The following is a 25,324-nucleotide window of genomic DNA, read 5'->3' as shown; positions in this document are numbered from 1 at the left end:
TCCGACCCGCAGAACGCCTGTATCGGCTCGGGATGGGGACGGTCGCTTGGACTGGGTAATAACACTGGCTAATGGGTCATCTGAGCTCCAATGAGATCGGTATTCGCGGAAGTGAACGGGTAATCTCGCTGCTGCGACGCTTCGGCTGGAGGCCGGACCTGTCAGCGGTTCTTCCAGCGTGGTGCGCGTTTGGCGCCGAACGCGCGGAGCCCCTCCAGCATGTCCTCGCTGGCCAGCAGATCGTCGAGAGCCGACGAGGGATGGTCCACCGCATCGACCACATCGCTAATACCGCTGGTCTCGTTCATAATCTGCAACGAGGTGCGCACCGATGTGGGGGATACAGCGAGTATTTCGGCGGCCATTTCCCGGGCGGCGTCCAATGCGGTGCCTGCGGGGACGACCAGGTTGACCAGCCCGAGCTGATGGGCATGCTCGGCAGGGATTTTGCGGCCGGTGAGGATCAGTTCGGTAGCGATCTTCGGCGGAATCGTCCGGGGGAGCCTCACGAGGCCGCCGGCTGCGGCGACCAGACCAACTCTGGTTTCGCTGAGTGCGAACTGAGCCGTCTCATCGGCGACAACGAGGTGGCAGGCCAGCGCGATCTCACACCCGCCGCCCATAGCGAAACCGTTGACCGCGGCGATGACAGGTTTGGTCATATCGCGGCGGTTGGTGAGGCCGGCGAACCCGTTGTTGGGCATCCAGCCCCGCTTGCCGCCGGCCGAGTACCGCAGATCGTTTCCGGCGCAGAACGACTTTTCGCCCGCACCAGTGATGATGGCGACCCAGAGTTCCGGGTCGGCGAAATACGCGTCGAAGATCTCGTCCAGTTCCTCGTTCGCCTCAGGGGTGAGGGCATTGCGGGCTTCGGGACGGTTGACGGTGATCTCGAGGATGTGTTCGTTCCGTCGAACCTCAGTGAATTCATACAACTGGCGCAGCGCTGGAACCCGTTGCGGGAATAGCTCGTTCATCTTTTCCGCGGTCCAGGTGACGACATTGCCGCGGCCGGAGGAGTGAGCGAAAATCGGTTGTCCCACCGGATCGCCGGTTGCCAGGAGGGCAATCAGGTCGGTGTCCTGCGGTGCGACGGTCGCCAGGAAGCGGCGGCCGTCGCCCAAACGCCCGACGACGATTCCGGTTGGGCCGGTTCGAGTGTATTTGACCGTGTACGTCTCGATCGTCGCCGGGCCGTCGGCCCTTGTCGCGATCTCTACGGACGGAACCGAATTCAGTTGCCGCTGGAGCACCTCGCTGCGGTCCTCGCGCCACGCGGTAGGGGTGGTCGAGTACACCGCTGCCGAGTACTTGCTGAGGGTCCCGCCGTTCGCGCCGACGAAGCCGTAGCTGCCGGGCGCGGAGCGCAGGCGCGCAACGGTTTCCGCGACCGCGTGCAGTGAATAGTTGTTGCCCGCGCCGCCGAAGAACGGCAGCCCGCCGGTGAGGGTGAGCCCGCGGGGGTCGTCGTGGCGCAGGCCGAGGTCATCGCAGATCGCTGACACTGCGATCGGGAAGCAGCTGTACAGGTCGATCGTGTGCAATTGATCGACGCCGATACCGGCGATCTCCAGCGCGTGCTCGGCGGCGCGAACCATCGCCGGTGCGATACCGAGGTCAGGGCGTTCGAGTAGATCCTTCTCCCGCAGGTCCGCATGGCCGTGCAGAAATACCCATTTATCCTGGGGGACACCGAGTTCCTGAGCAGCTGCTACCGACATCAGCAGAACTGCGGCGCCCTGGTTGACCTGATCGCGAGCGACCAGGAACCGCGGGTAGGGTTCGACGATCATGCGGTTGCGATCATCGACGGCGGTCAGTTCGGCCGCGCTGCGTTCGACCGGGGCGGCCGCGTAGGGGTTCTTGGCGGCTATCCGGGTGAATGGCGCGAACAGCTCACCCATGCTCCGGCTGTAGCTGTCGCGGGAGAGTCCGAGCCGAGCGCGTCGGGCGTTCTCGAGGAGGGCGTACTGGCTGGGCGCGTCGGTCAGACCGTGCGCCGCCCCGTATCGAGATACGAGTCCGCTGAGGCCGTAGCCGCGGTCTTCCAGTTGTCCGCCGCGCTGCTCAGTGAAATTGGGGCGCTGGTTGGTTTTGGCGAGACGTCGTGTGGTGGAGATCGCCTCGGAGCCGAAAACAATTGCTACGTTCGAGTTTCCGGCAGCGATGGTTCGGGCCAGCTCGGTGATCAGATGCTGTGGTGACTGGCCGCCACTGACCTCGAGGATCGCGCGCGCGGGGTCGGCGCCGATGCGATCGGTGACTGACCGGGGATAGTTGTCGGATTTGCCCAGCGGCGCTACTGCAGCGGGGGTGGAAATCTCGAATTGTCGGACGCCGGCCGCGGTATCGATTCGCGCTGAGATGGTTTCGGCGTCGGCTCCGGTGTCGCTCAACGCCGCCCGTGCGGCCGCAGCGGCCAGTTCGACTGCGGACAGTGCTCGGTAGCCGGGGTCGTCGATCCGTTCGGCCGCTTGGCCGACGCCCACGAGGACCGGTGTGCGTGGGTCGATGATGCTCATATCTCTCACGCCTCCTCGGGGTTGTTGCGAGCGGGGGTCCAGGTGATGACGGCATCGAGTGCTTCGATGGTGGAACCGTCCACACGCAGCGGATTGATCTCGAGCGATTCGAGACCGTCGCCGAGCGCCAGTGCGAGATCGCTGATCCGGGCGATCACGGCGGCGAGCGCATCGAGATCGGCGGCAGCGGTTCCGCGCACGCCCTGCAGAAGTGCCTTCCCGCGCAACCGGTCCAGCAACCGGCGCGCTCGTCCGGCCGACAGCGGGAGCGTCGCCAGCGCGGAATCGTCGAGGACCTCGACGAAAATGCCGCCGATCGCCACGGCGAGCACCGGGCCCCACTGTGGATCGCGGACCACGCCCACGAGCAGTTCAGTACCGCCGGAGCGCATCGGTGAGACCAACACGCCCTCGAGCTTGGCTTCCGGCGCGTTTGTGGCGGCCGCGGCGGTGATCCGATCGTAGGCAGCGGCGACCTCGGCGTCGCCCGAGATGTTCAGTGCCACACCGCCGATGTCGCTCTTGTGCAGAACGTCGGGCGAGGCGATTTTCAGCGCGACAGGTCCGGCGAATCCGGCCGATACCTTCACCGCGTCTTCTGGACTGGTCACCAATTCGCTGGGGACGACCGGTATTCCAGCTCCTGACAGGACGCCGCGTGCGGTCGACTCCGACCATGCGCCCGTCCGGGCCACGGTGGTCGTGATTTCGACGGGATTCGCGGCTTCCGGCCGGACCGACTCGACGGTCGCCGACCACCACGCCAAATTGCGGAGCGCCACCACCGATTGCCGCAGACCCGGGATGAGGTGGTCGATCTTCGCCTCGGCCAGAACGGATTTGGTGTAAGCGGTGATCGGCTGGATGACCTGGTTGACGAGGGTCACCGGCGCGGTCGCTTCGGCGGCGCCGATGGCGTTGAGCAGGTACTGCGCGGGGTAATTTCCGCCAGTGGACTCCCATGGGGCTCCGCTGATCACCCCCACCACGCCGATGGCGGGATCGTCCGAGATCGCTTCGACCGTCTTGGTGAAGATTGACGAGTCGATCACAGCCGCACCGGTGACATCGAGAGGATTTTGCACAGTTCCGTAGTCCGGCAGGACATCCCGCAATCGTGCCTGAGTTGACGCCGAGAATTCGGACAACGTTGCGTCGAGATCCTCGGAACGGTCCGCGATGATGTCGCATGCGCCGCCGGAAATGGAAACCCAGCCGATACCGTGGGCGCTGAGCTTGCCGAGGTTTGCGGCCGCGGCTGCGGTGATCATCATGTCCTCGATCGAATCGACCCGAATGATCCCGAGTTCGCGGAATACCGCGTCGACGACGCGGTCGTCGCCGACCAGTGCGCCAGTGTGAGCGGCGGCCGTGCGCGCCGACATCTCGCTGCTGCCGGCCTTCAGAACGACGATCGCTTTCCCGGCCGCCGCTGCGCGTCGGGCGGCGTTTGCGAATACGCCAGGCTCGCGAATGGTCTCCATGAAGATCGCAACGGCCTTGGTCGCCTCGTCGTCGACTAGGAAGTCGAGCACGTGACCAGCGGTGATCATGGCCTCGTTGCCGAGGGTGACCATGTAGGACAGGTCGGCGCCAGCCATCGTTGCGAATTCGACCATGGCCGCGGAACTGGCACCGGACTGCGACAACAGCGCCACGTGACCGGTGCTGTGCGGGAGCCCCGAGACCGGTGTGACCGGGACATGGTCGACGAAATTCGCGAACCCGAGGTGATTGGGGCCGAGCAACAGCATGTCGAGCGACCTCGCGTGCTCTACCAATTCCCGCTGGGCGCGCCGCCCGTCCGGCCCGGCCTCGCCGTAGCCCGAGGACAGGACCACCGCGTTGCGGATTCCCGCCGCCGCCGCATCATCGAGAGCGGCGAGCGTGCCGGCTTGCGGCACCTGGATGAACGCGACGTCCACATCCTGGCCGATATCCGAACATGTCGGAACTGTCGGTTGCCCATGCACGTCCACCCCACGTCTGTTCACCAGGAAGGTGCTGTCGGCGAATCCGAAGTCGACGAGATTCTCATAGGCCCGAGCCGAGAACATCGACTTGTCCGAAGCCCCGACCAAGGCGACGCTGCGCGGGCGGAAGAGGGTCTTCAAACGCTGGGGGGTGATGTCGCTGCTCATCGTTGGGCACGCTCCTTGTGCATTCCGTACATGAGAACCGCTGGCGGGCATTTCGAAGGCTTCACCAATTACCGAACGGCCCCGTCTAGTAATTTCTAGAGGCTATACTGAACGGTGTCGTATGGCAATGCTGTGCTTGCGATGAGGACCCACCTCGGAAAGGCAGGACGATGACCACAACGGGACCGGGTCGACGGCGTGATCCAGAGGTGGATCGTCGTGTGCTGGAGGCCGCGCTGGAGTTGTACAGTGCTGCCGGCTGGGGTGGCTTCAACGTCGAAAAGGTGGCCAAGGCGGCGGGCGTGGGAAAGGCGTCGATCTACCTGCGCTGGCCGACCGGTGAAGCCCTGTTGATCGACGCGCTCAATCGGCTCGGAGGTATCGAAGACGTCGAAACCGGCTACGTCCGCACCGATCTCGTCCGTCTGGCGGAAGAGGTCATGCGGCAGTACATGGGGCCGAACGGCCGCGCGACGATGCGCCTGGGGGTCGAGGCAGACGAAATTCCGGCGATCGGCGAACGTTGGCGCACAATTCGTGAATCGCAGATCGTGGCGGCTCGTGCCCTGGTGCGGCGGGCGATCGCTCGAGGCGAGCTGCCTCCCGACACGTCGGTCACGCTGCTGCTGGACATGTTGTGCGGTGCCGTGACCATGCATGTGCAGGCCACCCCTGCGCATCTGCGGTACCAGCTGCCCGACACGGCAGCCCGCTACATCCGCGATCTGGTCGACTTTCTGCTTCGCGCCGTGAACGCGGAATGTACTGTCTCGCAGCGCGACTGAACTGATCGAAACGCACCGCCTCCCACGGCAGGCAGCGGTTGAATAGGTATACCGTGGCAGACGGCGTCGGCGCAGAGCAGGCGTAGCGGAGCCGGTAGGTCCGGCTTCGGACGCCTGTCGCCTCATGCTGATTGCCGCGTTGCGGAGACAAGAGTCCGGAGCGGGATCGATGTGTCGGCGAGCAGGACTGGATCGACCACCGCATTCGCTGAGACCAGCTTCTTCGCTGCGGCAAAGTCGGCCGGCCGGTTCACCACGTCTGCGGCTACGACAACTCCGTCGCGGAGGTAGAAGACGGTGATCGCGCGGTCGTTCTCTGCATCGGCTCGGACGACCGTGCGGTGGTAGCCGGTGGACAAGCCGACCGTCTGGAGTTTGAGATCGTACTGGTCCGACCAGAACCACGGTGGCGCGTCGGCTGGGCCCCGATTCATGGTGATGGCGGCGGCGGCGATGCGAGCCTGTGCTGACGCATTCGGCACCGATTCGAGCCTGCGCATCCCGCCGCGGTCCGGATCGGGATGGCGGGCCACGTCCCCGACGGCGTAGATGTCCGGATCCCAAGTGCGCATGGCGGGATCGACGATGATGCCGTCGTCGACCGGAAGCCCGGCCGCGACCGCCAGCTCCGTCCGTGGCGCCAACCCGATTCCGAGCAGCACGAAATCGGCGTCGATCCGGGTGCCGTCGGCAAGCCTGGCGGCAGCGACGTCTCCCGAGTCGTTCAGTTCGAAGCCGTCGAGCTGTGCGTCGACGACAATCTCGACGCCGGCGTCGCGGTGGATCCGTGCGAAGAATTCGGATACCACGGAAGCGGTGACTCGGGCGAGTATTCGGTCGGCAGCCTCCAAGACGGTCACGCGCACGCCCTTCGACCGCGCCACCGCCGCGAATTCCAGGCCGATATATCCGCCGCCGATGACGACGCTGTGTGCTCCAGGCGTCAACCGATCGCGCAACCGGTCGGCGTCCTCGAGTGTGCGGAGAGTGTGGATGTTTTGCGCACCGATCGTCGCGGATTGTGGCAACTGCCGCGCCCTGCCGCCGGTCGCGAGAACCAGCTTGTCGTATTGCATGCGTTCGCCGTCAGCGAGAACGACGGCCTTACCGGCCCGCTCCACGGCGGTGACGGCCGTTCCGGTGATCACTCGAATCCGTTGCTGCTCATAAATATCGGCAGGCCGGATCGCGACGTGTTCGGCATCGACTTCGCCCAGTAGGTAGGCCTTGGACAGCGGCGGGCGCGAATACGGCAGCGTCGGCTCCTCGCCGATCATCACGATCTCGCCAGGATAACCGGCCATGCGCAATGCGGTCGCCGTGTCGGCGCCGGCCTGGCCAGTGCCGACGATGACCACGCGCTGCGGTCCGGCTGCGTCGCCGTTCTCGCTCACTGTTCCTCCGGCACGTGAACCACGATGCCGTCCAGCTCGGATTTGCATTCGAGCTGGCAGGACAGCCGACTGCGGTCGGTGCGTTCGGCCGCAGTGCATTCGAGCATGTCTTGCTCGTAGTCGGATGCGGACGACAAGCGGCTCATCCACGCATCGTCGACGTACACGTGGCAGGTGGCGCAGACCAGGGAACCCCCGCAATCACCGATTATCCCGGGAACGAGACTGCCGACGGCGGTCTCCATGACGCTTTGGCCCTCGTCGGCCTTGATCTCCCGGCGTTCGCCACTGGGCAACACATAGACGACCACTGGCATGGTCGACCTCCCACTCGTTCGTCCTACTGGAAGGCGTCACGGCGGGCGCCTCTACCTCAGCGTATATTAGGATACTGTTCTACCATAGTGACGTTGGTTGGGTGGCGAAAGTTCGGGATCGGGCCACGAAGTATTCGTACATCACGCGCATGGCTACATATTCAGTACACTGAGTAAGTGATTCATGAGACGTCTGGTGCTCTCGTATCCGAGATACCGGAGTGGTTCGCGCGATCGGTCGCACAACCCCGGGTCGAACAGTGCATTTCGGTGAATGGCGCGCGGATCGCATTGCGCTGGTGGGGGCGGATCGGCGCGCCCGGCCTGGTGCTCGTACACGGCGGCGGTGCTCATGGGCACTGGTGGGATCATGTGGCGCCGATGCTCGGTGACTACCGGACGGTCACGATAGACCTGTCAGGGCACGGCAACAGCGGTCGCCGAGCCAGGTACAGCGTGGAATCGTGGACAGCGGAGTTGCTTTCGACTTGCGCTCTTCCGAATCTGGGGCCGCGTCCGGTCGTCATCGCGCACAGCATGGGCGGCTGGGTGAGCCTGAACGCCGGTGCGGAAGCCGGCGATCGGCTGGGCGGAGTCATTGTGATCGACTCGCCCATTCGCGAGCGCAGCCCGGAAGAGATCGAGGCCTCGCGCCAGAAGGCGTTCGGGCCGCTGCGCGTGTATCCCGACCTGGACACTGCGCTCGGGCACTTCCGCACCGTTCCGGATCAGCCACACTCATTGCCCTACGTGGTCGACCACATCGCCCGGCACTCTGTGATCCGAACAGCCGAAGGATGGCAATGGCGCTTCGATCCCAGGATCTTCGGCAACGCCCGGCCGCAGCGCGAGATGCTGCGGCGCGTCGGCACCCGCGTCGCCCTGCTGCGTGCCGAATACGGCCTCCTGACCCGCACCATCAGCGACGATATGTCCGAGCTGCTCGGGCGGCGCGCGCCGGTGGTGGAGATCCCCGAGGCGGGCCATCACCCGATGCTGGACCAGCCGCTCTCGCTGATCACCGGACTCCGTGCACTGCTCGCGGACTGGGGGCATTCCGATGCTCGGAGCGCGATCTCATGAAATCTCGCAGCATTCGACCATGATCTGTCGCGGCTGTCGGCGAAAGCTGTCGGGATCAGCCGGAGATTTCTGCGCATTGGTACCTGGTGCTCCCGCCAGGTTGGGCGCTCCTGCAGGCGGCGAATGCTCCCTGTGACCGCCCGGTGAACCGCCTGCAGTGGATACTCCTCGGCTGGACGGGTGGCGATCCGATCGGCCAGTGTTCCACCGGCTCGATCCGCGTACCAGTCCAGGAGGGCGTCGTCCTCGTCTCGAAGTAGTTGAAGAACGTGCGTGGCGAACCGTCGGCGGCGGCGCAAATGTCGTTGATCGTGACCGAGTCCGCACTTCGCTCCGCATAGAGACGAATAGCTGTGCGGCGCAAGGCCTCACGGGTCTGCTGCTTCTTGCGTTTCCTGAGGCGTGGTCGACCGGACCGACCGCGGGAGCCTTTTAGCCGAGGCCACTGTGACGCTGACCGACGAGCGCGGTGAGGTGGTTTGTTCGGCGGTGGGGTCGTCCATGATGTGACGTTTAATTGCGACGACGTGGATCGAGCCTGACTGAGCAGCGTGGAGTTCAGGAGACAGGAAGCGTTCGGACTGCGACGCCAAGGCAAGCATTCGCATCGGCGGCCGATCGAGCCGCGCTTTCGAATCATCCACGGAAGCCATACGGGACCATACGGAACTTCAGTTCGAATCGGCTGGCATACCGATTGCCGAGGCGAACTCACGCAGTTCGCGGACTGCCGTCCGGGATGATGTCCACGGTGTGATCACAAGCCGATCGACTCCTGCCGAGTCCCATGCGGTGTAGTCATCCGCGGTGCGCATTGAACCACCAACTGTGATCTCGAATGGCTCGGTGGCCATCCCGGCTTCTTCGCGAAGCCTGCGCAGCCGCGCAACCTTGGTGGCTGCGGTGGCAGGCGTATGTCCGTCCATGCCCATCCAGCCGTCGCCGAGCCTGGCGGCTCGACGGAGGGCTCGGTTCGATTCTCCGCCCACCAAGATCGGAACCCCTTTCGGCCGAACCGGTTTCGGTGCGAACCCCACCGTCGGGAACGACCAATGTTCCCCGCTGTGCTCGATCCGATCCTCGCACCACAATCGCCGACACACGGCGATCGCCTCTTCCAGCCGACCCCCTCGATCGGAGGGCGGAACACCCGCGGCCGCCCATTCGCTGATCAGCCAGCCGCTGCCAACGCCGAGCAATGCCCTGCCGCCGCTCACCTGGTCGAGAGTGGCCGCCGCGCGAGCGGATACGAACGGATGCCGCAGTCCGAGGAGATACACGTAGGTGCCGAGTTTGATCTTCTCCGTGATGCCGGACAGATACATGCAGTAGCCCAGCGGGTCGTACAGCGGTGTATCCGGTGCCATCAGACGCGAGTCGTCGGACCCATGCAGCGAACCCGCGATCTGTACCGGTGCTACGAGGTGATCGGAAAGGAAGACCGCATCGAAGCCGAGCTGGTCAGCGACGAGTGCGGTCTCGCGCCACGACTTCGGGTTGAGCCGACCGAGGGTGATCGCCAGACGAACGGTCATGACAAGGCAGACAATCCGCCGGTGCCAGTCAGCACAAGGTTCGAGGCGTGCCGGGCAGGCGTTGTAAGACGCCATCCTGCTGAGGGATCCTGCGTGATCGAACTGATCGATCTCGGATACATCCACGGTCGAGCGATCATTCGCTCGCGCGAGGGTCGTTGATCGTGTGGAACTCGAGGTACTCCTCTACGCCTTCGGCGCCGAATTCGCGACCGAGCCCGCTGGCCTTGACTCCGCCGAACGGAGCAGCCGGATTGTTTACGTACCCGTTGATGGTGAAGGTCCCGGACTCGACCCGCCTCGCGACATGGGCCGCGCGTTCGGCGTCGGGTGTGAACACCGCACCGTGCAGCCCGTAAGCGGTGTCGTTCGCGATGGCGATGGCCTCATCGTCGCCGCCGTCGAACGGAATGATCGACAGCACCGGGCCGAAAATCTCCTCCTGGGCGATCCGCATATCGTTGCGGACGTCGGTGAAGATGGTCGGTTCGACGAAGAATCCCTTGGCCTGATTCGTGGGGCGGCCGCCGCCGCAGGCGAGGGTCGCCTCGGACTTGCCGATCTCGATGTAGCGCTCCACTCGGTCACGTTGTTCGGCGCTGACGAGGGGGCCGATCTGCGTCGCGAGGTCCATGGGATCGCCGATGACCATGCCCTTGGCGGCGGTGACCATCGCGTCGACCACCTCGTCGTAACGAGAGCGATGCACGACCAGGCGGGTCAGTGCGGTGCAGGCCTGGCCGGTGTTGTAGAAGGCACCGGCGACCATCGCGGGTACCAGTACCGACAGGTCGACGTCGTCCAAGGCGATCGCGGCGGACTTGCCGCCCAGTTCGAGGCTCACGCTCTTGAGCTGCTCACCGCAGACCGAGGCGATCGCTCGTCCGGCGGCGGTGCTACCGGTGAAGCTGACCTTGTCCACGCCGCGCTGGGCCACCAGGTGCGCGCCGACCTCGCGGCCGGCGGGAATGACGCTGAGTACGCCGTCAGGAAGGTCCAGTTCGGTGGCTGCCTGGGCCAGCGCATAACCGGTCAATGGGGTGTTGTCCGCAGGCTTGGCGATCACCGAGCACCCGGCGAGCAACGCCGGGACCACCTTGATCACCGAGAGGAAGAAGGGGCCGTTCCACGGCGAGATGGCCGCGGCCACACCGACGCCCTCCCGACGCACCGTTGCCGGACCCGACGGGCCCTGCCGACGCTCCTCGAAGACTATGCGGTCCAGCGCGTCGACGAAGGAACGAATCAGGTGAATGGCCGTGGCCTGGCTGCGCGTGGACAGACCCATCGGCTGACCCATCTCTGCGGTCACGCGCTTGGCGAGGTCTTCGGTGCGGCCGTCGAGCAGGTCGGCGAGGGCCAGGATCTTCTGGGCGCGCTCACGTACTGGGGCGTCGCGCCAGGTCCGAGCGTCCCAGGCGGCGCGTGCCGCCGCCACGGCGGCATCGATGTCGGCTGTGGTGGCTTCCGGAATGCTCGCTACCACTTCCTCGGTCGCGGGCGAGACGATGTCACGTCGGTTCGAACCGGTGGGGGCGGCCCATCGTCCGCCGACGAAGAACTTGTCGTACTCGTACACGGTCTATCCATCCTGTCTTCGCCTGGTGACGCCTATCTCGATAAGCGTATACTAAATAGCGGAGTCTGTGCGTCAATCGCGGGTGGAAGCGTGACGCCCTGAGGATGATCTTCCCTTAGTTACTGCAATGAAAGCCTCAGTGTCAGTGTCGAATTGGGGATCCGGTCGCCTGATGACCTGGGTGAGCGACGATGGCGTAATAGTGCACTCAAACTTGGATCTCGAGCGTCTGATGCCCGCGACGCCGAGTGGTGCGACGACTGGCGTGCGGGCCATGGTCGGTGGGCCATGCCGAACGCGAAAGCTGAACCGGTGCGTTGGATGGGCCCGTGTTGGTGGAAGTGGAGGGGGATGGTGGCGGGGCCGGTCCGGGACGGGACGCGGCTCGAATGTCCATCGGACACGCAGTCCGCACTGGGTTATATAAGAATACTAAATAAAACTGCGGGGTGGTCTGGAGAGATGGCTCGGACTGCTTCCAGTGCATGGCCTCGGGGCGGTTCTGGGTATCTTGGAGGTGTCGGGTGCTTGGTGGCGCCGTCTGCGATATAGACTGGTAGGACTACGATTCCGGGCAGACGCTAGGTGATCGAGGTCGTTGACTGCTTGCCGCCACCGCAAGTCCTGCGCATGTGGTGAGGTGAGGTTCCGTGACCCCGTCTCAAGCTTGATCGATTGCGCCGCGGAACAATTTAGTTGACTCTAATCGACTCTGGCTCTTGAGGTTGCCGCACCGTCTGTCGTACGGTTCTGTGACCGCCATCACCGCTATCCGTCGATGGCGATGGAATCTCTCAGAAGGGACGCGCCCCATGCCTTTGGATGCGTCGACGGCAGAACTCATCGAGCAGATGGCCGCGAGCGGTCGCCCGCCGATCTGGCATCATGAGCCGGACCAGCTCCGTGCGAACGGTGTGCAACTCATCGCGATGTACGGCGCCGGTCCGGACATGCACTCGGCAACCGAGCGCACGTTGGCCGCATTCGACCGCGGCGAGTTCAGGGTGCGCACGTTGCTGCCCCGCCTGGATCCCATGGCAGTTATCGTCTACTACCACGGCGGCGGTTGGGTTCTGGGCACCATCGACGAGTTCGACACCCTGGGGCGCAAGCTTGCGGCGGCGACGGGATGCGCAGTCGTGATGGTGGAATACCGCAAAGCTCCCGAGCATCCGTATCCAGCTGCTGTCGAGGACGCTTGGACCGCCCTGTCCTGGGTCGAGGAGAACCTCGAAGCGATTGCTGGGCAACGTGTTCCTATCCTGGTTGCGGGCGACAGCGCCGGTGGGAACCTCGCGGCCGTGATGGCATTGCGCGCGCGGGACCGCAACGGGCCGAGGCTGGCGATGCAGGTTCTGGTGTACCCGGCCACCGATTGCGACTTGGAGAACCCGGCCTACCTGGCACCGGAAAACCAAGTGCTGCTGCACAAAGAGTCGGTGGAGTGGTTCTGGGGTCACTACCTACCTGACGTTCAACGGCGCAACGAACCGGAAGCCTCTCCACTACGCAGTGAATCCCTCGTGGGTCTGCCACCTGCCGTGGTGCTCACCGCCGAGTACGACCCCCTGCGCGCGGAAGGCGAAGCCTACCGCGATCGTCTGGCCGACGCCGGAGTACCGGTGCAGCACAAGCGGTTCGACGGACAATCCCATGGTTTCTTCACCTACGTCAATGTCCTCCCTGGGAGCGAGGAAGGTATCCGCTTCGTGGCCGACGCGATCGCTCGGGGGCTCGATGAAGGCACTCCGCGGTGAGCCGACGATTCTTTCACGACTGCGACTTGCCTTGTCCTGCATGGAATCGTCGACAAGATCCATGAGTAGCGGCTCGGGTTCAGCTCTGGGCGGCTCGAAAAGAGTGTACGAAAAACCCACAAGCGGTATCATGGCTGCTGCGGGTGAGCCTGGTAGTGTGCACTGCCTGTCGCTCGTGTAACTGTCAACTGTTGGTGTGTGCGTTCGGCTGTGCCGGGCGATTCGCTCGGAGCGATCCATTCGCTCCTGGTGATGGGGTGAGGGAAGGAAGACGCGATGGCGGCCATTGAGGGGCCTTTACTGTCGGACGCTGCAGTTGCGCCCCGGGCCGCCGACGGGTCGGCGGGCAAGTTGGCAGAAGTGGTGGTGCGTAAATTGCATCGCCGTATCGCGGATCTGGGGTTTCCGGTGGGTGAGGTGATCGGATCCGAGCCGGAATTGATCGCCGAACTCGGAATCAGCCGAGCGGTCTTCCGGGAGGCGGTGCGACTGCTCGAACGGGATGAGATCGCACGCATGCGTCGCGGGCCGGGAGGCGGCCTGATCGTAACGGCTCCGAGGGCGGCCTCGGTGGCTCAGTCCGCTGCCATGTACCTGCAGTTCCACCAGGCGAGTCCCCGGGACATCTTCGAAGCGCGATCGGCGGTGGAGTTGACGATCGTCGAACTCGCGGCCGAGCGCATCGACGAGGACGGGGTGCGAATGCTGCGGGAAGCGCTCGCGCACGAGGAGCAGATGCAGGAAAGTGGTCACCTGGGAAGCCACGGGATCCACTTGATGATCGCGGATCTCACGGGCAATCCCGCGCTGCGATTGTTTCTCGAGGTCATGGCTCGCTTGACGCCGGAAATTCAGCCGAAGGAGAAGAAAGCGGCCACCGATCGGCAGGCCGATGTCCACCACGCGCATGCCCGGATCGTGGAGGCGATCGTGGCCAAGGACGGCGCGCTGGCCAAGCATCGTATGCTCCGCCACCTCGAGGGGATCAGTAGTTATCTGGAGGCCAGCATGCAGACGTCCGACAAGATGAGGCGGACAAAAAAGCCTGCCGACTGAGGTATCGGTTCGACTGCATCGGTGGCCGAGCCGTGACCGGACAACGCAGAGCACGCCGGTCCGTGCCGTGTATGAGGACGTCGCGCGCATGGCGGCCGATGTCGTAGGTGGGTGAGGAGTAGATCGCCGTCGTGGACGGTTGTTGGTATGCGCGTGGGTTTGGCGTTTGCGTCATCGGTCGGCGCATATGCCTATGTCGCGTGCATGGATACTCACGTTCCGCGTGATCCCTGAGCAGGGGTTTCGGCCTGTGTGTCGCCGACGTGCAATTTCGGGTTCGTGGCCCGTTCGATGTGGCTCCCCCGGCGCTTTGCGACTGCGGCCCAATGGGCGGTGCGGGCATCGGGCTGGCCGACTGTCCGAGCTGGCTGCGGCGGGCCGAGGCCGCGCCAATCCCATCTGCAATGCGATGGGCACATGGCAGTGGGCATGGCAGCACCTTTCTGACGCCTACGCATCTCGCGAATATAGTGCATGTTATTGCGCATTTGTCTGCAAATTGACTGACTCCTCCGTCGGTATGGGTATATTGAGTATCCTGTTACAGGAGTCACGGTCTGGCTGGGCGCTTTTGCGCACGCACCGAGACATCCGCGTCCGCAGGCCCCCGCAGTGAATCGAAGGAACGACAGCAAGCTATGGCACGAGAGCAATCAAGAGCCCGCCGTGCGGCCTCGCAGGAGTGGGACTACATCGTCGTAGGCGCAGGTTCGGCAGGCGCGGTGCTTGCCGACCGCCTCTCGGAATCTGGTCGGCATCGAGTTCTCGTCCTGGAGGCGGGCGGGGAGGCCTGGAGCCCGTTCATTCATGTTCCGGCGGGGTTGTACAAGCTCCCGCCCGAGCTGGACTGGCAGTATTCTGCCGAGCCCGATCCCTCACTGGACGGCCGGGTGGATCGGTGGGCGGCCGGCAAAGTCGTCGGCGGTGGCAGCTCGATCAACGGAATGATTTGGGTGCGCGGCAATCCGCTCGATTACGACGAGTGGGAAAAGGCCGGTGCCGAGGGCTGGAGCTATCGGGACGTACTGCCGTACTTCCGACGTGCCGAGACCTTCGACGGTGGGGCGGACGAGTACCGAGGCAACCACGGTCCCCAGTACGTGAGCCGGACGCGAGTACGGCACCCGCTCAACGATGCCTTCGTTATGGCTGGTGATCAATCCGGACTGCCGTACAACCCGGACTACAACGGTCGGCAGCAGCTCGGATCGTCACATATTCAGTTGTCGCAACGACGTGGTCTGCGTTGGAGCACCGCGAGCGGCTACCTGCTGCGGGCCCGCCGTCGGCCGAACTGCACGGTGCTGACCGGTGTCGCGGTTGATCGAATCGTCACCGAGCACGGTCGGGTGACCGGCGTCCAGGCGCGTACCGGGAGAGGGCCGGCGCATTTCCGGGCGCTGCGAGAGGTGATCGTCTCAGCCGGAGCGCTGAGCACACCGAAGCTGCTGATGTTGTCCGGTATCGGGCCAGCGGATCATTTGCGTGACAACGGGATCGAGGTCGTGCGGGATCTGCCCGGGGTTGGCGGCAACTTGCAGGAACATCCGTGCTTCGCCGTCACGATGGACGTGAATGTGACCACGCTCAATGAGGAACTGAACCTGCGCGGCGTAATCAAGCACGGCATCGATTTCGTTCTGCGCGGCGGCGGCGCCGCGACGGCTACCGCGGCCCAGGCTGTTCTTTTCGGCAGTTTCTCACCACAGTCGAGTCGGACCGATTTCCAAGTCATGTTCGCGCCCATGGGATACGGGCAGGCTGCAAAGAAGACCGAGGGCTATGACCTGCATGCGATGGAACTGGAGAAGCATTCGACAGCACGCGCTCTGATCTGCGTCGTGCATCCGCGGGGCCGCGGATCGGTATCGCTTCGCTCCGCGGACCCCGCGGACCCACCTGTCATCGAGCGGCCGCTCTACGGTGATCCCCGAGATGCGGCAGACATGATCCGCGCCATTCGCCGTGTCCGAGAGATCCTCGCCGCCCCCGCGTTCGCGAAATATGTTGTCAGGGAGACTTCTCCGGGTCATGAAGCACAGTCCGACGAGGCACTACTAGCGGCGATCAAGAGCAAGTCCTACGCCGGTCAGCATGCGGTGAGTACCGCTCGGATGGGCACCGATCCGGACGCGGTGGTGGATCCGCAGCTTCGCGTCAACGGTGTCGCGGGCCTGCGGGTCGCGGACGCATCGGTGATTCCCTTGCTGACGAGTGGCAATACCAACGCCCCTGTGATCATGGTGGGGGAGAAGGCAAGTGATCTGATCCTGGAGGATGCGCGCGCCGACCGCTGAGCGCGTCCGTCCCCGACACCGTGACGCGATTGGCGGGAAGCGAAGAACCGAGAGCGACGGGCCCGGGCACCATCGAGGTGTCCGGGCCCGCCGGGCATTGAGTCAGTTCGGCATGTGCACGGATTTGGTTTCGAGGAAGGGATGCATGCCCTCCGGTCCGCCCTCCCGGCCGATGCCGGACTTCTTGAAGCCGCCGAATGGGACCGTGGTATCGAATACGGATCCGTTGACCGATATCGTCCCCGTCCGAATGCGTTGCGCGATAGTGTATCCGGACTCGATGTCGGCGGTGTAGATCGCGCCGGACAGTCCGTAATCGGAGTTGTTCGCGATGCGAACGGCGTCGTCGATGTCGCGGTAGGTGATCACTGAGACAACCGGTCCGAAGATCTCTTCCTGGGCGATTCGGCTGTCGCTGCCGACGTCGGTGAGCAAAGTCGGCTCGATGTAGTAGCCGACGTCCAACCCGGCGGGGCGCTTGCCGCCGGTGACCACTCTCGCACCTTCGGTGCGGGCGAGCTCGAAGTACTCTTCGACCCGCTCGCGCTGCCGCTGCATGGCCAGCGGCCCCATGAACGTCCCGGGCGCGGTGGGGTCGCCCACAGCGAGTTTTTCCATCCCGTCGGCGATCGCGGCGACGATTTCGTCGTGGCGACGTTCGGAGACCAACACGCGGGTCAACGCGAAACACATCTGCCCGGTATTGCCGCAGCTACCGGGGATGAGGCTGGGCAGCACCTGGTCCAGATCCGCGTCGTCGAGGATGATGGCCGCCGATTTGCCGCCGAGTTCCAGTGTCACCCGGCCGATCCGGTCGGCAACCGAGGCCATGATCCGGCTGCCCGCCGCGGTGCTGCCGGTGAAACTGATCTTGTCCACTCCGGGGTTGGCGACGAGTTCGGCCCCGATCTCGCGGCCGCCGTTGATCACGTTGACCACCCCGGCCGGCATCTGTCCAGCGTCGACCAGCTCCGCGATGATGTCGGCGAGAACCATTGCTGTGAGCGGTGTTTCGGGCGCGGGTTTCAGTACGACCGTACATCCTGCGGCGAGAGCGGGACCCATCTTGAGGCAAGCGACTGCCAGTGGACCGTTCCATGGTGCGATGGCGGCAACCACGCCCACCGGCTGTTGAAGGATTCGAGTGATCTTCCCGTCCGCGCGCGGGCGGTCCGTCCTGAATGGGAACTCTCGCGCTTGCTGGGCGTAGTAGCGAAGACAGCCCACGGCGCGGCCGTGACTGGCCTGACTGAAAGCGGTCGGAGCACCGACCTCTGCTGTCTGCAGCGCGGTGACCTGCTCGGCGCGCTTGTCGAGCGCATCGGCGATCGCAGCGAGGACCGCAGCGCGATCATCCGGTGTTGTCTGCGCCCAAGGCCCGTCGTCGAAAGCGGCGCGGGCAGCATCGACCGCAGCGCGAACATCGGCCGACGATGCCTCCCGGACAGTGGCAATGACCTGTTCGGTGGCAGGGTTCACGACACTCAGCACTGCCTCCCCGGTGGCGGGCGTCCAGCGCCCCGCGATGAATGCGTCGTTGTGTTCGGTCACGGACGGCGCAACATCGGGTCGAGTGGTCATTGCGAGCTCCTCTGGCGGGTGTTGTTCGTGGTCATGCGGTAAGACTGTGCGATCGGCCGAGGTGAGTCTTTCGCCGTGTTCGTGGTTGCAGGCCGCCCATCAGGCGCTGTGCCATGCGTGAAGCCGGGGTAGCCTTTCGCAGCGACGTCGTCGCACCGCTGCCGATAGGCGCCGACGCCGCCGGCGTAGGGCATGAAGACGCGTGGCTTGCCGGGCACATTGGCGCCCAGGTACCACGAGCGCCCCTTCGTGTACAGCGTCGCGTCCGCGACTTTGTTGACCTCGTCGACCCAGTTGTCCTGAGCATCCTGGTCGGCCTCGGTTCTGGTGATTCCGAACTTGGCGAGATGAGTGAGGTAGTCGGCGATCCACTCCACGTGCTGTTCGATGGAGACGATCACGTTCGACAGGACCGAAGGGCTTCCAGGGCCGGTGATTGTGAACATGTTCGGAAATCCGTGCACGGCGAGGCCGAGGTAGGTGCGAGGTCCGGCCGCCCATGCGTCGCGCAGAGTCATGCCCCCGCGCCCGCGCATGTCGACGGCCTCGAACGCCCCGGTCATGGCGTCGAAACCGGTCGCGAATATGATGGCGTCGACTGGATATACCGTGCCGTCCACTGTCGGGCCTTCAGCGGTGATCCGTTCGATGGGGGTCGTTGACACGTCGACGAGATCGACGTGGTCGCGGTTGTAGGTGGCGTAGTAGTCGGTGTCGACGCAGATCCGTTTGGTTCCGATCGGATACTCCTTGGGGCACAACAGCTCTGCGGTCGTCGGATCCGCCACGGTTTCCTTGATGCGCTCTCGGACGTAGTCGGCGCTGATCTTGTTGGCCCGTTCGTCGACCAGAGTATCGGTGAAAGCGCCGAGGAAACTGGCGCCTCCTTCTGCCCAGCGCTGGTCGAGTTCTCCGAGAATATCGGTGTCACCGGACAGTGCACTGCCTATCGGCGGCGCGGTGACCTGCCCGCCTGCCGACTTCCGGGCGTCCGCTCGAAGGTGGGGGTATACAGCGCGAATACGCGTGAATTCATTGGGGCCCAGTGTGCGGTTGCGTGCTGGCACACTGTAACTCGGAGTGCGTTGAAAGACTGTGACATGTGCGCAGTCGGCCGCGATCGCCGGCAGGAGTTGAATTCCCGATGATCCGGTGCCGATCATCGCCACACGTTTGCCTCTGAAGTCCACGCCCTCGTGCGGCCAGCGACCGGTGTGGTGGATCTGCCCGGTGAAGTCGTCGATCCCTTCGATAGAGGGAATACGTGATGCTGAGAGACAGCCGAGGGCGGTGATCAGGAAACGTGCCCGAAAATCTCCTGAGGACGTCTGGACGAGCCATTCGTTCGTCGCTTCGTCGAAATGAGCCGCAGTGACTTCTGTGTCGAAGCGGATGTTGCGTCGCAGACCGTAGCGGTCGGCGACATGTCCGGCGTAGGAGAGGATCTCGGGCTGGGTGGCGTATTTCTCGGACCATCGCCAATCGGCCTGCAATTGCGGATCGAAGGAATACGAATAGAAGATCGACTCGGCATCGCATCGCGCGCCCGGATATCTGTTCCAGTACCAGGTGCCGCCGACATCGCTGCCCCGCTCGATCGCGACGACGTCCATGCCAAGACCATCTCGAAGCCGATGAAGTGCGTACATTCCACCGAATCCGGCTCCGATGACGATGGCGTCGTGGCGCTCCTGATTCTGAGTTTTCACGTGGATCTCCAATCGCTGCCGGACGGCAGCCTGCACAGATTCGGGAATGGGGCAGCGAGGCGGTAACCCGAGGCTGAACCCGCGGCATTCTCATTGCTCGAGCTCCAGGCGGTCTCTTTCGCTTGAGCTGTTATCGCGATTCCTGTGTCGGAGATCACGGTTCATGTGTCGCGATGTTCGCTCGCATCGTGTGTCATGTGGCGCGGGACGATGCCGGCGGAGGCTCTCGCACAGCCTCCGCCGGCACGGAACGTCGAGTGACCGCGAGGATTACAGTCCGGTGATATCGAGGATGAGGACCTGAGCAGTCTCGGGAGCCGAGCCGACGGCGATGTCGCCGACGGTGAGCGCCGGTTCGCCCCCGAGGAACGCCGGGTAGATGACGTTCACATCGGCTGGGTTGGCGGTCGGCAGCAGTTCGCCCTCGAGCGTCAGCCGTTGGCGAGAACCGTCGGCTGGAAAGACGAAGATCTCCTTTGCGACCGGGTTGGTCGCGAAGACTGTGCCGCGCTTGCTGACTGCGACCCCATCGCAGATTCCCAGGTCTTTGACGAATGGGTCCGGCAGCCGTCCCGCGGCGAAATCTTCTGCGTCCAGGCGGATTACGGCACCGTTCAATGGATCGTGATACGAGGAGGTGACCACCCAGGCGCTGCCATCGATCGGAGACGCCGCGACACCGTTGAACCAACCGTCCCATTCGACTGCCCGTACGGCCGCGGCCGCCTCGGCGCTGTCCTCGAGTAGTCCGTCGATGCTCCCGTAGGGGATACGGTAAACCGCTGACGGTGACGGGGGTGGCAGTGCGCTGGAGGGGTTGGTGTTCGGATTGTCCGCGATGTATATATCGCCGATGGGTGCCACCGCGACGCCATTGGGCATCTCGACCGGGTGCCCTACAGCCTTCGCGATTGGGGAGTCCGCCCACAGCGCGATCCGGCCGCGTGGTTCCCCGGTGAGAGGATCGAAGGCGAAGATTTGCTGGCGAGCCTCCGCGTCGGTGCCGAGTGGCGCATTGACGTCGACCGCCAAAGGTTTTCCGCCGCAAGCTGTCAGGCCTGTCCCCGCAGGCCACACGTCGGTGCCGAGGCGGTGGATCTCGGTGCCCAGCGTGGCGGTCAGGCCGTCGACCAGATGTCGATTGGTGACCGTCACCTCACCACTGTCGTCGATCCGCGCCTGTGTGATGAACGCCTGGTCCTTCAGGTACACCAGGCTCTTACCTTCGCGATGGTGTGGATTGCCCACCACCATGGCGCAGTTGCCGAAAACCAGGGTCTTGCCATCGTCGAGAAGCTCGGCGCTTTCCGGGTTCGTTGCGCCGGTGACCCGGCCGAGAATCTTGGTCTCGCGCGCGGAAAAACTGCTGAATTCGGTCACGGCGGCCTCCTTTCATCTTCGTATCGGTGTCGAGCAGGGGCTTTTGTCTCATTCGACGGGAATTGTCGACGGACTACGGAACGTAGGACCTCCGATGGTGTGGGAGCTCGACTCGGCATCGAAGGGGACTTGTTGAACGAGATCGACCTCGGTGCTTCGGGCGTGCTGGGTGATCGGCATACCGCACTCCTGTGATGTGGTTCACCACAGTATAGGATAAGTATCCTAATATAGCTCCTTCATCGTCAAGGAATCCCGATGATGGCGTCGTGATTGGATATATAGGGTCACTGATTTGCCTGGCTCGGACGGATGGCCTGCGACCACGTCGGCAGTTGTCTCACGTCGTCTCAGCATGTAGGTCCTGCGGAGTGGGAGAGGTCTCGTGTCCGTCGGGCGTAAACGAAATGCAGTCAACGGCAACAGGTGTCGCCGGAATGGGCGCGGGTGCGCAGATTAGAATTCAGCCGACTCCGACCCGACATCTCGATGGTGCCTTCGGTTGGCGCACGGGAATGGTGGCCGGGGCCGGTCGTGCCCGTCGGAATGTCGAGCCGTGTCAGGGCGCGGCAGCGATGAGGCCCGCACAACCGCGGCGATGGGGCGCGGGCAGGTAGGGTGCCGTGCTACTGGGTGGTCGAGGCGAGGTCGGTATCCGAATCGGGGTGCGACTTTCCCTGCACCGACCCACGCGGGTGAATATCCTCGCCGACCCGCAGCAGATGTTGTTGCATCCGGTACCGGGCGATCCCGGCATCTCCGGCGATGACCGCATCCACGATGGCGATATGGTCCTTGAGGAAGTCCTGCCGAAACCTGGTGATTTGGTCACCGGACGCCGCACTCGTGCGCAAGATGTCGAGCTCGAGCTGCGCGAGCGTCTCGGTGAAGAGCTGAATTGCCGGATTGCCACTCAGCTTTGCCAGGGTCGAATGGACGTCGCGGGTCGCCCCCGCACGGCCACCTGTAGCAATCGCGGTCTTCTCGTGTTCGAGAACCGCCCTGAGTTCCTGGATTCCCTCTTCATCGATGGCTTCGGCGGCGAGTTGCACCGCGATCAGTTCGATGGCTATCCGCGCCGCCGAGAGTTTGTCCGGGGTGATTGCCTCGGAGTCGAGGTAGACAGCGGCGGAGCGTATGACTGCCCGCGCATCCGGCTTGGTTACGACCAGTCCGCCGCCGGGGCCGCGACGCATCATGGCGGTGCCGTGGTCTTCCAAGAGCCGGATAGCCTCTCGCAACACCGCGCGGGAGACGTGGTGCTGCTCGAGCAGCTCCGCCTCCGAGCCGATGACTCGGCCTATAGGCCAGCCCATCTGCATAATTGAGTTCTCGATCCGCTCAGCGACGATCCCGCCGAGTTTGCGGGATTTTCCCTCAGGCTGTGGCGAGGCGTCGGCCTGGTCGAAGCCCGCAGCGTCGGCAGTCGACATGGGTGTCCTCTCGGGAAGGCGACCGAGCATTGCGAAAACACAGTATCCGATATCGGTGTGCTGATTTCGGAAGCGCTGCCGCATGCTGCTGGGCACGGCCCGACCTCTGAATGAACGCGCCCGCGGCGCGAGGCTCTCGCGAGCCGGGTCAGCCCTTCTCCGTGCCGACGACGGAGACGAACGAGACGCAGTCTCCGGGCGGGCCTCCGAGGTTGTGTGTCAGTCCCAGGCTCCGGCCGTGAAGATCGATTTGCCGTTCGGCGGGTGCTTGTCCCCGCAACTGCAGCCAGCATTCGTAGAGCATGCGCAATCCGGATGCGCCGACCGGGTGGCCGAAACTCTTGAGCCCGCCATCGGGATTGACGGGGAGGTCGCCGTGGAGGTCAAAGGCGCCTTTCAGCACATCGCTCCAGGCTGATCCGCGCTCAGAGAATCCGAGGTCTTCCATCAGCACCATCTCGGTCGGCGTGAAGCAATCGTGCACTTCGGCCATGGCGATCTCGGAGCGAGGATCGGTGACTCCCGCCTGACGGTATGCCTCGCGAGCTGCGCTCACCACCTCGGGAAAGGTGGTGAAGTCGTATTCGGTGTCACGCTGGCCGGAACCGTCGCCCGCGATGAGCGCGAGGCCCTTGACGTACAACGGGTCCGTGCGATGGGCGGCGGCGTCGTCTCCGCGCATCAGGATCGCGGCCGCGGCACCGTCGCTGATCCCGGAACAGTCGAAGACTCCGAGCGCGCCCGCGACCGGCGGTGCCTTCGCGACGGTCTCGGGGGAGACTTCCTTACGGAACTGCGCCTTCGGGTTGCGGGCACCGTTGTAGTGGTTCTTGCACGCGATCGATGTGAGCGCAGTGCGCAAATCCTCCTGGGACACACCGTATTTCTCGGCGTACGCCGGTACCAGCAGGCTGAAGTAGGCGGGGCCGGTCAGCTCGGCGGCTGTGCCGTCATGCGGGATCGGAACTGGAACGAGTCCGGAGGTACCGGCGTCCTTCATCTTCTCGACACCCAATGCCATGACCACGTCGTAAGCCCCGGAGGTCACCGCGTAGCTGGCATTGCGGAACGCTTCCGAACCCGTGGCGCAGAAGTTCTCCACGCGGGTCACCGGCTTCCCGGACAGTTTCAACGGTCGGCTCAACGCGAGGCCGCTCATGCCGGTCGCGCGGGTGCCGAGCCAGAACGCGTCCACGTCGGACAGTTCGATGCCGGCGTCCTCGCATGCGGCGAGGGCTGCTTCCACGATCAGATCGTCGGCGCTGCGATCCCACAGCTCGCCGAACTGCGTCAAGCCCATCCCGACAATGGCGGCGGCATCTTTGATGCTTCGTGCGGTCATAGGGATGATGATACTCTTCTCGTGTACATACCGCCTCGCGTCGATTGAAACTGACTGCGTAGAGTCAGACGGCGGCTATTATGCATATAATTGCGTATACTGTTTTAACGCCGTTGGTCGGCGACGAGGAGTCTCATGCACGGAATACTCAGTTATGGCAGCCATGTGCCGCGTCACCGGCTGCAGCTGTCGGAAATCGGGCAGGCGCTCGGCGGAGCCGGCGGGCCAGGGAGTCGAACCGTCGCGGGTTACGACGAGGACACCACCTCGATGGCGGTTGAGGCGGCGCGTGACGCACTGAGCGGGCATGATCGCACGGGGATCGAGCAGGTATTGCTGGCGACGTCGGTTCCGGCGTACCTCGAACGCGCGAATGCGGCCGTCGTCCACGCTGCTCTTCAATTACCTTCCACCGCTTTGGCTTTGGACTATCTTGGCTCCATGCGGGCGGCTGCGGGTGCACTCGTCACCGCAGCTCGCCATCGCGGCGACGGGGCGGTTCTCACCATCTTTTCGGATACGCGTTCCGGGCTTCCGGGCAGTGCGGACGAGAAGTTGGGAGCGGACGGTGCTTCGGCGTTACTTGTCGGCCCCGGGTCGGACGAACTGCCGGTGATCGCCAAATTTCTCGGTACGGCGAGTCGCACGCTCGAGGTGTTCGATCGTTGGCGAGTGCCGGGCGACGTTTCCGCCCATGTATGGGAGGAGCGATTCGCCGAAGGCCCCCTCGTCGGGGCGGGACGTGACGTACTGACCGATGCGCTCTCCACGGCTGGTCTCACGACGGGCGATGTCGATCATCTGGTGGTCGTCGGCATGCACGATCGTGCGGTGCGTGGCGTCGTGGCCGGGTGCGGCGTGGATCGTCACGCTGCGCGGTATGCCACGGCGGCCGGTACCGCCGGGAGCGCCGGAGTCGCGCAGATCGGGTGCGGACTCGCTGAGGTCTTCGATCACGCGGAGCCCGGTGAGGTCATCGCCGTGGTCGTGATTGGTGATGGCGCGGTCGGGATCGTTGCCCGGACCACCGAGGCGATCGTGAACCACCGAAATAGTGTGCCGATTGCTCGGTTACGTGATGGCGGTCGCTCGGTTTCCTATCCGACGTATTTGAGCTGGCGTGGGCACTTGCATCGGGAACCGCCGCGGCGGCCGGACCCGCAACCCCCGGCGGCGCCTCCCAGTTTCCGCGATGCGGCGTACAAATTTGGATTGATCGTCGGCGAGTGCTCGAAGTGCGGTGTCGTCAACATCCCGGCAGATCGGGTCTGCATCTGCTGTCACGGGGTGGACTCGCAGGTGCCGCGACCGCAGTCCGAAGTCCGCGGCGTCATCGTCACCTACACCATCGATCACTTGGCGGTGTCGCCCAGTCCGCCGGTCATCTCGGCCGTGGTGGATTTCGATGGTGGT

At 64.3% G+C, this 25,324-nt stretch carries 19 protein-coding genes; 6 read left to right on the top strand and 13 right to left on the bottom strand.

Annotated features, from left to right (window positions below):
- Positions 1 to 161: 161 nt before the first annotated feature.
- Complete coding sequence (locus NA5_RS14870; protein WP_062986173.1) at positions 162 to 2,522, bottom strand: acetyl-CoA acetyltransferase; 2,361 nt, start codon at positions 2,520 to 2,522, stop codon at positions 162 to 164.
- Positions 2,523 to 2,527: 5 nt separating this feature from the next.
- A complete protein-coding gene (locus NA5_RS14865; RefSeq protein ID WP_062986172.1) occupies positions 2,528 to 4,663 on the bottom strand; it encodes an acetate--CoA ligase family protein in 2,136 nt (711 codons plus the stop codon).
- Between the two features lie 221 nt (positions 4,664 to 4,884).
- Here NA5_RS14865 and NA5_RS14860 point away from each other — a divergent pair, with 221 nt between their 5' ends.
- A complete protein-coding gene (locus NA5_RS14860; protein ID WP_245672240.1) occupies positions 4,885 to 5,448 on the top strand; it encodes a TetR/AcrR family transcriptional regulator in 564 nt (187 codons plus the stop codon).
- Between the two features lie 122 nt (positions 5,449 to 5,570).
- Here NA5_RS14860 and NA5_RS14855 read toward each other — a convergent pair whose 3' ends face one another.
- Both NA5_RS14855 and NA5_RS14850 read right to left on the bottom strand, forming a co-directional pair.
- Complete coding sequence (locus NA5_RS14855; protein ID WP_245672239.1) at positions 5,571 to 6,842, bottom strand: NAD(P)/FAD-dependent oxidoreductase; 1,272 nt, start codon at positions 6,840 to 6,842, stop codon at positions 5,571 to 5,573.
- Positions 6,839 to 7,159 carry a 2Fe-2S iron-sulfur cluster-binding protein gene (locus NA5_RS14850; protein ID WP_062986168.1) on the bottom strand — a complete coding sequence of 107 codons (321 nt, stop codon included), beginning with the start codon at positions 7,157 to 7,159 and terminating at the stop codon, positions 6,839 to 6,841. The genes NA5_RS14855 and NA5_RS14850 overlap by 4 nt, the downstream gene beginning before the upstream one ends.
- Before the next feature lie 177 nt (positions 7,160 to 7,336).
- Between NA5_RS14850 and NA5_RS14845 the strand changes: the two genes are divergently transcribed.
- Positions 7,337 to 8,242: an alpha/beta fold hydrolase gene (locus NA5_RS14845; protein WP_245672238.1), complete on the top strand. Its 906-nt coding sequence runs from the start codon at positions 7,337 to 7,339 to the stop codon at positions 8,240 to 8,242.
- Between the two features lie 55 nt (positions 8,243 to 8,297).
- Here the strand turns inward: NA5_RS14845 and NA5_RS43185 are convergent, their stop codons facing one another.
- From NA5_RS43185 to NA5_RS14835, 4 genes are all read right to left on the bottom strand, one after another.
- On the bottom strand, positions 8,298 to 8,606 hold the full coding sequence (locus NA5_RS43185; RefSeq protein ID WP_218020098.1) for a TetR/AcrR family transcriptional regulator: 309 nt from the start codon (positions 8,604 to 8,606) through the stop codon (positions 8,298 to 8,300).
- A gap of 4 nt (positions 8,607 to 8,610) precedes the next feature.
- Positions 8,611 to 8,895, bottom strand: coding sequence for a hypothetical protein (locus NA5_RS41795; RefSeq protein WP_218020097.1), 285 nt, complete (start codon positions 8,893 to 8,895; stop codon positions 8,611 to 8,613).
- A gap of 18 nt (positions 8,896 to 8,913) precedes the next feature.
- Positions 8,914 to 9,777 (bottom strand): TIGR03619 family F420-dependent LLM class oxidoreductase, encoded by an 864-nt coding sequence (locus NA5_RS14840; RefSeq protein WP_062986166.1) that lies wholly within the window; start codon positions 9,775 to 9,777, stop codon positions 8,914 to 8,916.
- A gap of 136 nt (positions 9,778 to 9,913) precedes the next feature.
- The gene (locus NA5_RS14835) at positions 9,914 to 11,356 is read right to left on the bottom strand and encodes an aldehyde dehydrogenase (protein WP_062986164.1); all 1,443 of its coding nucleotides are present in this window, start codon (positions 11,354 to 11,356) and stop codon (positions 9,914 to 9,916) included.
- Positions 11,357 to 12,108: 752 nt separating this feature from the next.
- Between NA5_RS14835 and NA5_RS14830 the strand changes: the two genes are divergently transcribed.
- The 3 genes from NA5_RS14830 (at position 12,109) to NA5_RS14820 (ending at position 16,466) form a co-directional block, all read left to right on the top strand.
- A complete protein-coding gene (locus NA5_RS14830; protein ID WP_245672237.1) occupies positions 12,109 to 13,113 on the top strand; it encodes an alpha/beta hydrolase in 1,005 nt (334 codons plus the stop codon).
- A 276-nt stretch (positions 13,114 to 13,389) separates the two neighbouring features.
- Positions 13,390 to 14,169 carry a FadR/GntR family transcriptional regulator gene (locus tag NA5_RS14825; RefSeq protein ID WP_084484141.1) on the top strand — a complete coding sequence of 260 codons (780 nt, stop codon included), beginning with the start codon at positions 13,390 to 13,392 and terminating at the stop codon, positions 14,167 to 14,169.
- Positions 14,170 to 14,807: 638 nt separating this feature from the next.
- The gene (locus tag NA5_RS14820) at positions 14,808 to 16,466 is read left to right on the top strand and encodes a GMC family oxidoreductase (protein ID WP_063813401.1); all 1,659 of its coding nucleotides are present in this window, start codon (positions 14,808 to 14,810) and stop codon (positions 16,464 to 16,466) included.
- 102 nt (positions 16,467 to 16,568) lie between these two features.
- Here the strand turns inward: NA5_RS14820 and NA5_RS14815 are convergent, their stop codons facing one another.
- The 5 genes from NA5_RS14815 to NA5_RS14795 all read right to left on the bottom strand — a co-directional run bounded on the left by NA5_RS14815 (position 16,569) and on the right by NA5_RS14795 (position 23,911).
- Positions 16,569 to 18,047 (bottom strand): aldehyde dehydrogenase, encoded by a 1,479-nt coding sequence (locus NA5_RS14815; protein WP_062986157.1) that lies wholly within the window; start codon positions 18,045 to 18,047, stop codon positions 16,569 to 16,571.
- On the bottom strand, positions 18,044 to 19,756 hold the full coding sequence (locus tag NA5_RS14810) for a flavin-containing monooxygenase (protein ID WP_084484154.1): 1,713 nt from the start codon (positions 19,754 to 19,756) through the stop codon (positions 18,044 to 18,046). Before NA5_RS14810 ends, NA5_RS14815 begins: the two co-directional genes overlap by 4 nt.
- Positions 19,757 to 20,026: 270 nt before the next feature.
- On the bottom strand, positions 20,027 to 21,136 hold the full coding sequence (locus tag NA5_RS14805) for an SMP-30/gluconolactonase/LRE family protein (RefSeq protein ID WP_062986155.1): 1,110 nt from the start codon (positions 21,134 to 21,136) through the stop codon (positions 20,027 to 20,029).
- A gap of 626 nt (positions 21,137 to 21,762) precedes the next feature.
- Positions 21,763 to 22,569, bottom strand: coding sequence for a FadR/GntR family transcriptional regulator (locus NA5_RS14800; protein WP_169811305.1), 807 nt, complete (start codon positions 22,567 to 22,569; stop codon positions 21,763 to 21,765).
- 148 nt (positions 22,570 to 22,717) lie between these two features.
- The gene (locus tag NA5_RS14795; protein WP_062986151.1) at positions 22,718 to 23,911 is read right to left on the bottom strand and encodes an acetyl-CoA acetyltransferase; all 1,194 of its coding nucleotides are present in this window, start codon (positions 23,909 to 23,911) and stop codon (positions 22,718 to 22,720) included.
- Between the two features lie 135 nt (positions 23,912 to 24,046).
- Here NA5_RS14795 and NA5_RS14790 point away from each other — a divergent pair.
- On the top strand, positions 24,047 to 25,324 hold a 1,278-nt coding region (locus NA5_RS14790), incomplete at its 3' end, for a hydroxymethylglutaryl-CoA synthase family protein (RefSeq protein WP_062986149.1).

It is taken from the genome of Nocardia anaemiae NBRC 100462 (assembly GCF_001612725.1).
GTDB lineage: Bacteria > Actinomycetota > Actinomycetes > Mycobacteriales > Mycobacteriaceae > Nocardia > Nocardia anaemiae.
This window is presented reverse-complemented; position numbering and strand designations above follow the sequence as displayed.